The 12,532-nt window shown below is 69.4% G+C and carries 7 protein-coding genes; all 7 read right to left on the bottom strand.

Features of this window, described 5'->3' with window-relative positions; translation table 11 throughout:
• Positions 1–63 precede the first annotated feature (63 nt).
• From F2P44_RS18640 to F2P44_RS18610, 7 genes are read right to left on the bottom strand one after another with little or no spacing between them, the layout of a single operon-like run.
• Positions 64–807 carry a class I SAM-dependent methyltransferase gene (locus tag F2P44_RS18640; protein WP_167088547.1) on the bottom strand — a complete coding sequence of 248 codons (744 nt, stop codon included), beginning with the start codon at positions 805–807 and terminating at the stop codon, positions 64–66.
• Entirely contained in the window at positions 801–2,498 is a 1,698-nt protein-coding gene (locus F2P44_RS18635) for a GSCFA domain-containing protein (RefSeq protein ID WP_167088546.1), read from the bottom strand. The genes F2P44_RS18640 and F2P44_RS18635 overlap by 7 nt, the downstream gene beginning before the upstream one ends.
• Positions 2,495–3,199 carry a hypothetical protein gene (locus F2P44_RS18630; protein WP_167088545.1) on the bottom strand — a complete coding sequence of 235 codons (705 nt, stop codon included), beginning with the start codon at positions 3,197–3,199 and terminating at the stop codon, positions 2,495–2,497. Before F2P44_RS18630 ends, F2P44_RS18635 begins: the two co-directional genes overlap by 4 nt.
• Entirely contained in the window at positions 3,196–5,229 is a 2,034-nt protein-coding gene (locus F2P44_RS18625) for a hypothetical protein (protein ID WP_167088544.1), read from the bottom strand. The genes F2P44_RS18630 and F2P44_RS18625 overlap by 4 nt, the downstream gene beginning before the upstream one ends.
• Positions 5,217–6,602 carry a polysaccharide deacetylase family protein gene (locus F2P44_RS18620; protein WP_167088543.1) on the bottom strand — a complete coding sequence of 462 codons (1,386 nt, stop codon included), beginning with the start codon at positions 6,600–6,602 and terminating at the stop codon, positions 5,217–5,219. The genes F2P44_RS18625 and F2P44_RS18620 overlap by 13 nt, the downstream gene beginning before the upstream one ends.
• Entirely contained in the window at positions 6,599–8,074 is a 1,476-nt protein-coding gene (locus F2P44_RS18615; protein WP_167088542.1) for a class I SAM-dependent methyltransferase, read from the bottom strand. The genes F2P44_RS18620 and F2P44_RS18615 overlap by 4 nt, the downstream gene beginning before the upstream one ends.
• Positions 8,071–12,531: a glycosyltransferase family protein gene (locus F2P44_RS18610; RefSeq protein ID WP_167088541.1), complete on the bottom strand. Its 4,461-nt coding sequence runs from the start codon at positions 12,529–12,531 to the stop codon at positions 8,071–8,073. Before F2P44_RS18610 ends, F2P44_RS18615 begins: the two co-directional genes overlap by 4 nt.
• Position 12,532: the final 1 nt, after the last annotated feature.

The raw sequence follows: 12,532 nt of genomic DNA, 5'->3' as shown, positions 1-12,532 counted from the left end.
CCGTTGCGCGTGGAAGTGGCATCACGAGGTGATGGGAAAGCCGCCTGTACGGCAAGCCGCTTGTCACAGATGTTCCAGGAAGCACAGCTCGCAGCCGATCGAGGTGATCGACAGATCGGTCGGCGAGACTTGCTGGCGCGCCTGGATCTGCGCCATCAGCGGCGCCAGCTTGGGCAGATACGGATCGCTGCGCGCATGCAATTGCAGCACCAGGGCGCCGACATCGCGCAGCGCCTGCAAAAAATCGACCGCGGTCATGCGGTTCAGGTTATTCGTGTAGGCGTGCCAGCGCTCGGGGAACTGTTCCTTGATGGCCTGGGGCGTCATCCACAAATGCTCCCAGTTGTATTTGCCCAGATGCCCGCCGATCGCCGAGAACCACAGCCCGTCGGCATAGATGGCGATCCGCCCGCCCGGGCGCAGCAGGGTGCGCATGGCGTTGAGCACGCCCTTGAGGTCCGAGACATGTTCGAACACGCCGTTCGAGACGATCAGGTCGTAGCGGCCCGGATGGTCGAGCGCCAGGTCGTGCACATTGCACTCATGGACGGCGTAAGGGAAGTCGGCGTACCCTTCGTCGGCCATGACGGCGTTCAGCGCTTCCTGCCTGGGTTTGCCAAGATCGATGCCGAGCGCCGAGCGCGCCTGGCGCCGCGCGCACCACAGGATTTCGTTGCCCAGGCCGCAGCCAAAGACCAGCACGTCCTTGCCGGCCGGGTCGCCCAGCGGCAGCAGGGCCTGGTCCAGACCCTTGGTCCGCCGCAGGATGTAGTCTTTGGTGGTGGCCAGTTGTTCCGGTGTCAGCATGGGGGTGGCGCTTTCGGGGACGTGGCGGCGGCAAACAGGTGCACCGGCAGCACCGCGCCGGTGCCGGGATCGGCGACTTCGTGCATGGTCACGCTGAGTTTTTTCGGCTTGCAGCGAAAATGCTGGGCCAGATCGCGCCCGTACCAGCGGCGCGCGCTGCCGGCCACGCCCACATGCAGGCTGGTCCACGGACGCACGCGCGGATCGACGAAGCACACCAGCATCACGCCCGTGGGCGAGAGCAGGCGCCGCAGCTGGTCGAAGCCGGCGCGGTCGTCGTCGAGGTATTCCAGCACGTGCACCAGCACGATCAGGTCGTAGCTGGCGTCGGCATAGTCGGCCAGGGCCGCCGGCAGCACCCCGGGCGCGCTCGCCTGCGCCACATCGCAGTGGCCGAACCAGCGCACATCGGCGCCCCGTTCCGTCCCTACCAGCAGGGCGCGGCGCCCGGCCAGCTGCTCGCGGCCCAGTTCAAGCAGCACCTGCGCGGCGACCCGCTGCCGCTCCAGCGAACCGCAGGCCAGGCAGTGCGGGCCGAGCTGGTCTTTGCCGAGACGCCCGCCCGGCCCCGGCCCGAACGCCGCGCCGCCGCACAGATTGCACAGCGGCGCGAGCAAGGGCGCCGCAGGGCCCAGCTTGAGCGCATCTTCGTCGCAATTGACCGCGACCAGTTGCGCCATCTGTTCCAGGTCGCCGGCTGCGGCCGGGGCGGCTGGCGCCACGGGTGCGCCGGCGGTGCCGATAAAATGGCGGAAAAACACCCGCATGACATGGCTGACCCCGGCCTCGGTCACGCTGCGCAGATCGTCCGCGAAATAGGCGCCGCGCGCATGCGCCCCGGTGATCAGTTCGTACGACGGCATGTAGGCGACCTGCTCGCACCTGGCCACGATGTCGGCGCAAGCGACCCGCAAGACCGATTTCGACCAGGTGTTGGCAGTTAACACGTGCTCGTCTGCGGCGGCGCCGGCCGCCAGCGGCACCGGCGACAGCGTCAGGATCAGGCGCGCGGCGGGATTGATGGCGCGCAGCAGGTCGATGAAGGCCAGCATGTCGCCGGTCACCTCGGCCACGCTGAAATTGTGGGCCCGGTGGCGCAGCGCATCGAAGCTGCCGCCCGCCACGCCGGGGCAGAGCGGGAACACGGCGCCGTCGTCCAGCGCTTCCCATGCCTGGGTCAGGCCGAGGGTGAAAATGAGCACGTCCAGCTGGGCGAAGGCGCTGCGCACGGCGCCAAAGTGCTGGCGCTGGTCGGCCTCGAATTCCTCGCGCGTGGCGAAGCCGTCGGGCTGGATGCGCGGGCGGAACGGATCGATACAGCGCGCGCCTTGCTCCCACAGCCGCTCGGCGGGCTGGAACTGTCCATGGGCGCGCTGGAATAGCTGCAGCAACTGGCGCGCGGTGTAGATATTGCCGTAGCGCGCGCTGTAGATGCCGTAGCCATAGCTGCTCGCCTCGCTTTCGTGCAGCCAGTCGTGGGCCGGTTCGGTTTGCAGGACCGACAGGCCGGCGGCGCGCAGGTGGCGTCCGATGTGTTGCGCGAAACAGCTGCCGGCGGTGACGATGCGCTCGCCGGGCGCGATCATGAATGGTGCCGTCACCAGCGCATCGACCTGCTCGCGCGCCACGCCGGCCACGGCGCGTTGCCAGAAGCAGTGCTCGGGCAGGGCTTGGTAGGGCGTGTTTTTCATGGGGATGGCGCGCCTTCGCGCAGGCTGAGGATTTGCGCGAGCAGCAGGGCGCCATAGGCCTCGTTCGCATGGGTGGGGTCTGCGCGCAGGTAAGGCGTGGCCAGGCAGCCATCGGCGTCCTGGGTGCCCGCCGGCCGTGCGACGAAAGTGATCCCCAGCGCGGTGCAATGGTCGCGCAGGATGGCCGAATGCAGGAGCCAGAACTTGTGGCGAAAGGCGACCGGGGCCACGCCGCGCTCGCGCACCCGCTCGGCGAATCCGGAGGGATGCTGCTCAATATACTCGCTTGGCAGCGGCGGCGGCGACTCGATGTGCAGCTGGCGGCGGCCCTTGAACACGGCGCTCAGCTGGCCCAGATAGGCGAGGTCCGGCTTCAGGTGGCGTGTCAGGAGCAGGCGTACCAGGTCCACCGGCAGCAGGCGCGCCGCCGGGTTCATCGGCAGGCCGGTGTGTTCGGGAAGATAGAAATCGAAGGGTTCGGGCGGATTGAGCATGCCCAGGGTGATATGGGTATTGCCACCCATCATGAACACAAGCGTGTCGGCCGGGCCCGCCGCCAGGGCCTTGAACTCGGCCGGATCGCGCTGCTGGTAGGCGCCCCCGGCCTCGGTGAAGGACATGAAGTCGCAGGCCTGCTGCGCCTCCGGCACGGCGCGCAGGGCATTGATGTGGCTGTGGCCGATGACGAGGATGGCTTTCATGCGCAAGCCTGCGTGGCATCGCGCTGGCGCGGCGGCGCGCCGGCCAGCGCCGCCAGCAGCGAACTGACCAGGGGCGGCTGCGCGGACATCACCACCAGCACTTGCCAGCCTGGCCCGAGCTGGCTCAGGATGGTCGCCGGCAGGGCCGGATAGAACTGCGGATCGGCGCTGGTGGCGAGCTGGAACAGGCCCTCGGCGCCGGCGTCGTGGAAGCGCACGTTGCGCCAGTCCTGGCCCGCGTGCGCGGCCGCGTCCCAGGTCCACATCAGCGCATCGGCCGGATTGCGCAGCTCGATGGCTTCGATCCGCACCGCCACGACGGCGTCGGCCATGTCGAAGCGCAGGCGCTCGATGGGCCCGGCGCCGGGCGGCAAAGTGAAGTGCAGCACCTGCACGCTGCCGTCGGCGGGCAGGGCCAGGGTGAGCGCGTCGGCCTCGGCGAAATCGGCCCCCGGCTTGCGCCAGAACAACTGGCATTCCAGGCCGGCCGGCGGCGCCGGCCTGGGCTGGAAGCGCAGCGCCGCCGGCGCCGGCGGCTGGGCGAACAGGGTGGCGATATCGCCGTGCTCGCTTCGTTCCAGGAATTGCTGGTAACTGATCAAGCCGTTGTAGGCTTGGCGCCGCGCCGCGAACTGGGCATAGGTGATATCGGCCCCGATCGGATAATCGAGCACCAGGTCCTTGTTCCACACCAGGCCGACGCCGTAATCCTCGGACACGGTGACCGTACTGGCGCGGTTGTACTGGCGCAGCAGGGCGAAGGCCTTGTAGGTTTCGCCGACCCAGGCGCCGTGGCGGCGCTTGACCACGGTCAGTTCCTCGCGTTCCGGATTGCAGTCGTGCACCACCAGCACCCCGCCGGGATTGAGCAGCGCCGCCAGCGCGCGCAGCGCCAGGTCGACGTCGGGCCGTTCGTGGGTCGGATCGAGGAAGATGATGTCGAAGCGCTGGCCGGCATGGCGCTCCAGCAGCGCTGGCAGGGGCAGCAGCTGGCCCAGGTCGACCCCGGCCGTGACCCGCAGCAGGAGGCGCGCGCGGGCCGCATCGAGGTGCACGTTTTCCGGCTGATACGCGATGCACTTGCTGTCGCACACGATGTCGCCGTAAAAGCTGACGCCGTCGAACTTGTTGTACTCCAAAAAGGACTTGAAGCCGAACTGGCGGATCAGGCGGTTGATGATGTCGGCCTTGGACAGGCGCACCACGGCGCCGCTCTGGTATGGCTCCGGCGCGGGCAGGGCCAGCGGCGCCAGGCCGACGTGCTGGCGCCGTTCGCGCACCAGGCGTTCGAAATAGAGCCAGCTATGCTCGGGCGTGATGTGCTGCTGCGGGGCGAGCTGCCAGTCGTCGGCGTAGCCGAGCGCCGCCATCATGGGCGCCAGCAGCGGCCTGAGCAGCGCCACGTCGGCGCCGCTGAACCAGTGGCGCCAGTCGCCCGCGCCCTTGGTGCGCGCCACCCGCTGGTACTGCGGGTCGACGCTGGCGCCGGCCTGCACGGCCAGCCCCAGGTAGGCCGCAAGGGCCTCGAGGCGGCCCGCCACCAGGTCTTCGTAGCGCAGGATATGCCAGCCGGGGCCGGCGTCGGCGGCGAACGCGGCCAGGGCCTGGAGGTGGGCGCAGGACGAGGCCAGGAAGTCCGAGGGCTTGCCCATGGGGGGAAATTGCTGCAGCGATACCGAGGCCGGTACCTGCTGCTTGCGCTGCAAGAGCTGGCAGAACACCCGCAGGCAGGGCTGGTCGCCCAGCATGGCCCGGTTGTTGGCGACCATGTACAGCAGCCGGCTGATCAGGTTATCGCGCGGATCGCGCACCAGCAGGATGCGCTTGTCGAAGCCGGCGCCGAAGGCGGCGATGGCGGCGCCGCTCTCGTGCTCGAAGATCAGTTTCACGGCTGTGTGTTCGGGCAAGACCTGCAGGTCGCCGATGCGGTCTTCCATGTGCACCACGGGGTCGCCGCCCATGGCCTGGGCCACCGCGTACAGCAGCGCCGTGGTGCCGCTCTTGGCCGTGCCGACGATCAGGCAGCGCATGGCGCTCCTTCTTTGGCCGGCGCGGCGGCGAACACGGCGCGCGGGTGCAGCCAGCGCACGCAGGGAAATTCGGCCGTCAGCGCGAGCAGCTGCTCCAGGAAGCGCCAGCTGCCCTCGGCCATCACGCGGTGGTGGGTGAGGATGCCGAGCGGCTCGTCCAGCTGGCCGGCGCGGCGCAATTGCAGGATCGATACCAGGCGTTCGACCAGCACCCCGGGGTCGCGCACGCCGGCGGCGGCGCTCCAGTCGACGATGTCGAGGTGGGTGTCGACCCGCACCAGGCCGTCGACCGCAGTGCCGCGCGGCTGGAACAGATACTGCGACAAGCCATGCAGGCCGAGCGCCGGCAGGCGCGCCGCCAGCGCCGGCGCCAGGGTGTTCCAGGGCGGCACCATGACCGCCAGGAAGCGCTCGCCGAACAGGGCGCGCAGGCGGCCCGCTCCCTGCATCAGGTCGGCCTCGGCCGCCTGCGGATCGCGCCCGGGGCCGAATTCGCTGCTGGGCTGGCCGGGCGCTTCATGGTTCACATGGTCCCAGCCGTGCTGGCAATAGACCAGGGTCGGCATGGCATCGGCTGTCACCTGCGCCAGCGCGGCATCGGCCTGCGCCGGGATCACCGCCATCAGCACCGGCGCCTGGTGGCGCTGCGACAGTGCGGCCAGGCGGTGCAGCGCGGCGCTGTCTTCGACCAGGTCGTCGTCGCGCCACCAGAAGGCACACTCGGAGCGCGTGGCCTGCCAGTATGCGAGCTCTTCCCGCAGCGGGGCGAAGTGGTCCGGCACCGTGCCGGCCGCCATCGGCGCGGCTGCGGGCCAGGCGGCCAGGTGATGGCGCCAGCGTTCGGCATGCGCCGCCTCGCGCAGCAGCAGCCAGACGGGCAGGCGCGCGGCGCCGCCGGGGTCGGCGGCGTCGATGGCGATCACCGAGCAGGGCAAGCCCTGGGTGGCCAGCAGCGCCGTCATCGATTCCAGCAAGTCCTGGGCGCTGCCGATGGCGCCGTGCGCGGCGCCGCTCACATACAGCACGCCGCGCGCCGTCAGGCGCGGCAGTGCAGTGGCGATGGCGTCGCCCTGCGCGTCGAGCTCGACGGCCATGAAGTCGGCCATGGCATCGTCCGCCACCGGCGCGCCGAACCAGGCCGGATCGACCCCGTGCCGGCCCGCTTCCAGCGCCTGCCTGCGCCACGCCAGCAAGCCGGCCGGCAGCGCCTGGAACACGCGCCGCATCACGCGCTGGGGCGCGGTGCTGGCGCAGGCGGGGCAGGCCGGCTGCGCCAGGTCCGCGCCGGCGTCGGCCGGGTCGGGCATGGCGGCGCCGCACAGATTGCACTGCGCGCCGAGCTCGCGGCACACCGGCGTGGCGTCACGGTTCATGGCAGGGCCTGCTCCAGGATGACCAGTTCCGGGTCCCAGGCCAGCAGGAAGCCGCGCAGCAGGGCCACGTCGGGCGCGTGGTTGACGAACAGCCAGGCTACGTCGTGCACGCCGGTGGCGGGATCGGTCCCTTGCACCGCCAGCATGCCCATGCCCTTGGCGGCGCAGCCGAAGCGCTGGTACACATCGCGCCCGTAGCGGTGGCGGTTGCCGTGCTGGTCGATGGCGGCCTCGAAGTCTTCGCTCAGCGCCCGTCCCTGGGCGCCGCCGAAGCCGATATGCAGCAGGCCGCGCGGCGCCAGCACGCGCTGCAGCTCGGCGAACGCGGCCAGGTCGTCCGGAATGCATTCGAGCACGTGACTGAGCGTGATGAAGTCGTAGCTGTCGTCGGGCCGCGCGATGGCCTGGATGTCGAGGCTGCCGGAGCCGCCATACACCGATACTTCGTAGCTGCGGTACCAGGCCGGATGCTGGGCCGGGTCGGGGCTGAACTGCAGGCCGCGGCGCCAGTCGAGATAGCCGATCGGCATGCCCAGGAAGATCTGGCGCACCACGCGATGCCGTTCCAGCGCCCCGCAGCGCGCGCAGCAAGGGGCGGCGCCACTGCTGGCCATGCGCCCGGACGGGCCGGGCACGAAGGCCTGGTTGCCGCAGATATTGCAGCTCGGTGGCGCCGCTGCGGGTTCCGGCTGCGGCGCCGCCACCGCCACCGCCAGCGCCACCGGCACGGCGCGTTTGCGCAGCGCGAAGCGGTCCTGGAACTCGCCCTTGGCCGGGTCGCCCAGCCAGCTGCCGCCCTTGTGCGCCACCAGCTCCCAGCCTTCCTGCGCGAACAGGGTGCGCAGGAACGCTTCCTTGTACGCGATCACGTGCAGCGGTTCGGCCGGATTGTGGATGAAGGCGTGCTCGGACACCTGCTCGCTGAGGCGGTAGCGCATCTGGGGGTTTTGCGTGGCCAGCGAAAAGCCGTCGGGCAGCGAGAAAAAGGTGGCGATCCAGAGTCCGTTCTCGCGCACCAGCGGATGAATGCGGCGCAGGTAGGTGCGCACGTCATCCTCTTCCATGTGGGTGAACACGGAAAACGCGGTCACGCAATCGAAGCTGTTGGCGGCGTAGGGCAGGGCGACGTCGGCCAGGGGCAGGCCGCCCGGGTTGTAGCGGGCATTGTGGACGTTGACAAAGTCGAAGCCGAAGCGCGCGCCATCATCGGGCGCGGCGAAGTGTTCCTTGAGCCACTCGACATGCTCGCGCAGGATGTCGAAGCCGCGGTAGCTGCCGCCAAAGCCGGCCTGGCGCAGTCCGTACGCCAGGCGGCCGTAGCCGCAGCCGATGTCGAGCAGGTCGACAGCGCGCCCGCCCACCTGTTCCAGCACGGTGGCGCTCAATTGCTCGGCCACCGGCATGAAGCTGGCGTCGCTCTCGCCCATGAAGCGCAACTGGGGTGGGGGGATCTGGGAAAGGACTGCGCTCATGCCTCGACTCCGGTGGATGGATTGACTACCGCGACGGCGCCGGCCTGCGCGCCGGCCGCCATCTGCGGCGACAGGCGTGCGAGCACTTGCAGGATGGCGTCGACCCGGTGCTGGAACGTATGATGGTTCACGATCAGTTCGCGCAAGCGCTGGCCCGCCTTGTCCGGCCTGGACCTGGCGCGCCGCACTTTGGCCACTTCGCTGGCCAGGTTTTGCGGCGTGCTGTAGTAATGTAGCGCATCGCCGAACAGGGCGCGGCACGCTTGCATCTCGTCGGTGACGATGGCGGCGCCGCAGGCGCCGGCATCGAACAGGCGGTTCGACAAGAAGCCCTGGCTGCGCATGTCGCCCCAGTGGTCGTTGAGCACCACCTTGGCCGCCGAATAGTAATGCCGCAGGCGCGCATTGGCGATATAGGTCTGGGGCACCTGCTGCGGCGGCAGGATGCCTTCCCACAGGCCGCCATACACCTTGAAGTCGACCCCGCCGGCCAGCGCGTACTGCACCACTTCACGCAACTGCCCGCGCGAATTGCCGACGAAAATCACTTCCGGCACCTCCAGTTCGGTATCGCGCTCCGGGTAGAACAGGTCCGGATCGGTGCATTGCAGCAGCGGGCTGACCTGGTCGCCCATGCGCTCGCCCAGCCAGGCCGCGAAGCTGTCCGAGGCCACGAACACGTGGTGATACTGCTGCAGCTCGGTCACCGTCACCTCGTCCGGATGGCTGATCAGCCAGGCCAGGTTGATCGTGGTCGGCTGCGGCTGGTACTGGGACAGGCCGCGCAGCACGATCACCACCTCGTCGGACGCGCACAGGCCGCCGTACCAGTCGGGCAGGATATCGATGCGCGCCACGTGGCCGCGCCGTTCCAGGGCGCGCTTGATGCCGAGCGCGAAATGGTAGTCGCCCCATTGTTCGCGCTCCTTCATGGACGGCACCCCGATCTTGATGGCAAAGCGCAGCGACTGGTCGAGCAGGCCGCGCAGGCGCTGGCGGAAGGTGGCGGCGCGCTGGTCGTAGGTATGCTTGTCGAGCACCTCGCGCTGCAGCCTGGCGGCCAGCGCTTCGCGCTCGTCGTCGTGGCGCAGGAAGTGGCGCAGCAAGGCTTGCAATTGCTGGTCGGTCTCGAAACTGGGCAGCAGGTCCGGAAACAGTTCGGCCGCGCCGCCGCTGCAGTTGGTCAGCACCAGCTTGCCGCTGGCGATGGCGTCGAACACGCGCGAATTGAGCGAGTGCCATTCGCGCGTGACCGGGTGCGAATCGTCGAGCACGATCTTGGCCGAGTTGTAGATCTGCGGCAGGGCGGCGTAGGGTACGGCGCCGCGCCAGTTCGCTTTCCAGTCGGGCCGGTCTTGCCAGCCGTGGCCGTAGATGGCGAAGCGGTAGGGTTCGCGCGCCAGGTCCTGCAAGCCGATCGCTTCGCGCTCGGCGCCCCAATAGCTGCCGGTGAAGGTGACGTCGCTGGCGTGTTCGGCAGCGGCCGGCATGGGCCGGAAGCGCGCCGCGTTGGCGGCGATCGGCAGCAGGGTGGCCTCGATGCCGGTGGCGGCCTTGATGTGCTCGATCGCCTTGTGCGAGGAGGCGAAGATCAGCTGGTAAGCCTGGAACTGCGGCGCGCCCAGCCATTGGTCGACCCGGTTGCGCACCCAGGCCACCGTCACCAGGCCGGGATTGGCTTCGCTGATCTTGTCGATGGCGTAATCGTGGCGCATGGCGATGACCACGTCGGTGCCGGGCAGCTGGTGTACCTGGTTGTTGACGAACATCACCTCCCAGCCGTACAGGCGGTGCAGGGCTTCGCCGAATTCGAGCGCGGTGAAAAAGTCGCCGGCCGCGGTGCTGATGTCGGTGGCGGTGACGGCGATGGTCACGCGCAGCGGCGCCGGCCGCCACAGGCTGTCGCCCTCGACCAGCGCACGCAGGATGGTGCGCGTCAGGTCACGCCCGTAGCGCTCGATATACAGCCTGCGGTTGTTGGCGTGCACCTTGGCCGAGTACACTTTCTGCTGGCTGCCGGCCAGGATCTTGGCGTCGCGCGTGGCGCTGCGGTTGTGCAGCGCCACCGCGGCGGTATCGCACAAGATCGTCTTGCCGAGCTTGAGGCGCAGCGCCAGGCACAGGTCCACGTCTTCCATGCCGTACACATAGCCTTCGTGGAAACCGCCGACGGCGCGGAAATCCTCGCTGCGGCACATCAGCAGCGCGCCGGTGGCCACCGGCAGGTCGTAGCAGCCGGCCAGGTCGGCGTGCGGCTGCTCGCCCACTTCCATCGGTGCGTAGTAGCGCCCGCCCTTGCCGGGCAGGCTGTCGGTCTTGAACTGCACGCCCTGGTGATGGGTGATGAAGCGCCACGCGTCGGCGCCGTTGACGAGCGGCTCGAGCAGTTTCAGGCCGACCGCGCCGACCCGCTCGTCGTCGAGGTGGGCGCGCATGGGCGCGAGGCAGTCGTGCAGCATGACCAGGTCGTTGTTGGCGAACACCAGGTAGCGTCCGCGCGCCTGCGCCGCGGCGTAATTGTTGGATGCCGAAAACGAAAAATTCACGCCGCGCGCCAGCACCCGCAAGGGCAGGCGCGCGGCGTACTCGGCCGCCACCTGCAGGCTGGCGTCGGTCGAGCCATGGTCGACCAGCAGCAGTTCGTAGGAATGCAGCCAGTCGATGCGCAGCATCGAGTCCAGGTAGTCGCGCAGGATGGTGGCGCCGTTCCAGTTCAGCACGATGATGGAGATCAGCGGCGCGGCCGATTCGGCGGCGACGGCCGGGACGCGCGGACGCCCTCCTTGCCACAGCCGGGGCGGCACGCTATGGGTATAGTGGCCGTCCGGCAGGGGCCGGATCTGGAGTCCGCCATGGTCGACCAGGGGGAATAGCAGGGTATCGTCGTTCTGCTTGATCTCGAGATTGCCTTCGACGATCACGGCGCGGATGCGGCGCTTGCTGCCATTCATCAGGCGCGTGGGGAACTTGAGCAGGAACACATGATGGCCGTGGCGGTTGTCGGCGCGCAGGCGGGCATTGAAGCGGTTGGCCTGTACCACATCCAGCAATTGGTCATCCACGTAGATCGCCACATGCACCGGCAGCGCGGGGTTCTTGCGGTCCCAGGCCCAGCCCATGATGGCGCCGGTGGTGAGCTGCTCGACATAGCCCTGGTAGCGCTCGGCGGGCGCGATCTGGGCCAGCTGCTGCTCGCTGAGCAGCAGCGGCACGTCGTGTTCGATGCGCACATTGAGCGGCATGCCGTTCACGCGCACCGCGATCTGGCGCGCCTGGCGGTCGTACAGCGCGGCCGGGAACAGCAGCTCGAAGCCATGCCGTCCTTCGCTCTTGAACAGCTTGTTGACATCGCTGCGCGCCATCTGGGTCGTGGTCTGGGCCAGCAATTGCTCGCCCTGGTACAGGCCGACCGTCAGGACCGCGCCGCTGTCGGTGGTGTCGAGCGCCCAGCCGCAGATGCCGTTGGCGTCGACCAGGTCGACCCGGCCGATCACGCTGTTGCACCAGGCCAGCGAGAGCGCGCCGCCCTGGGCGCACAGGCGGTAGCGCGTGCCTTCCAGGTTGATGGCGATCTCGTGGCGGGCACCATCGTAGACGCTGAACGGCATCTCGAACTTGAAGCTGAAGGCGCCGTTGACCAGTGTCGCGGCGTCGACCGGCATCTTGCCCAGGCTGCGGGCGCCGTCGTCGACCCGCAGTTCGGCCGCGCCGCCGGGCAAGCGCTGCGGATCGATCCAGCCGTACAGGATGCCATTGCGGGTGTGCCAGCTGCCGCCCTGGTAGGCCTGGAACAGGCTTTGCGCCGGCGTCAGGGCCAGTTCGGCCTCGAGTTCGGGCGCGCGCACCAGCAGCCGGTGCGGCTGGCCGTCGAACAGGGCGTCCGGCACCGCCAGCACGAAGGCGTGGCTGGGCGCGCTGGCCGTGCTGGTGGCCACCAGCACGCCGTCGGCATGCAGTTCGAGCGCCACGGCGCACGCCGGATCGGCGCCGCGCAGCACCCCTGCGATGCCGCACGACTCGACCCGCTCGATGACGATGGCAAGCGCGTGGCGCGCGGCGCCGGCCGGCGCTGCTGCGCGCGCCAGGTGCGCGCCGTGCTCCGGCGCGCGCTCGAGCCGGACCGGGGTTTCGAAGACCCAGGCTTCGAGCGTGTCGAGCGCCAGCTGCGGCAGGTGGCGCGGCAGCGGCCAGTGAAAGCCGATGCAGCGCGGGTCGATGCCCTCGGCAACCAGGTCGTCGCGCCACACGCCGCAGGTGGTAAAGCCGACCGGCCTGCCGCCGGCGCGAAATTCGAGCGCCAGCTGCTCTTGCGGGCAATTGAGGTCCACGCACCAGCCGCTCACGCCGGAGGCGTCGACGCGCTCGATGCGCCCGCGAATCAGGCGCGCAGGGGCGTCGTCTGCGGCGTCGAGCGCGGCGTCGGCGTGGCCCTCAGGGGCATTGTCATGCAGGTCCATG

The organism is Massilia frigida, from assembly GCF_011682175.1.
Lineage (GTDB): Bacteria > Pseudomonadota > Gammaproteobacteria > Burkholderiales > Burkholderiaceae_D > Telluria_A > Telluria_A frigida.
The sequence above is the reverse complement of the archived record's forward strand: the minus strand, read 5'-3'. Positions and strand labels throughout refer to the sequence as shown.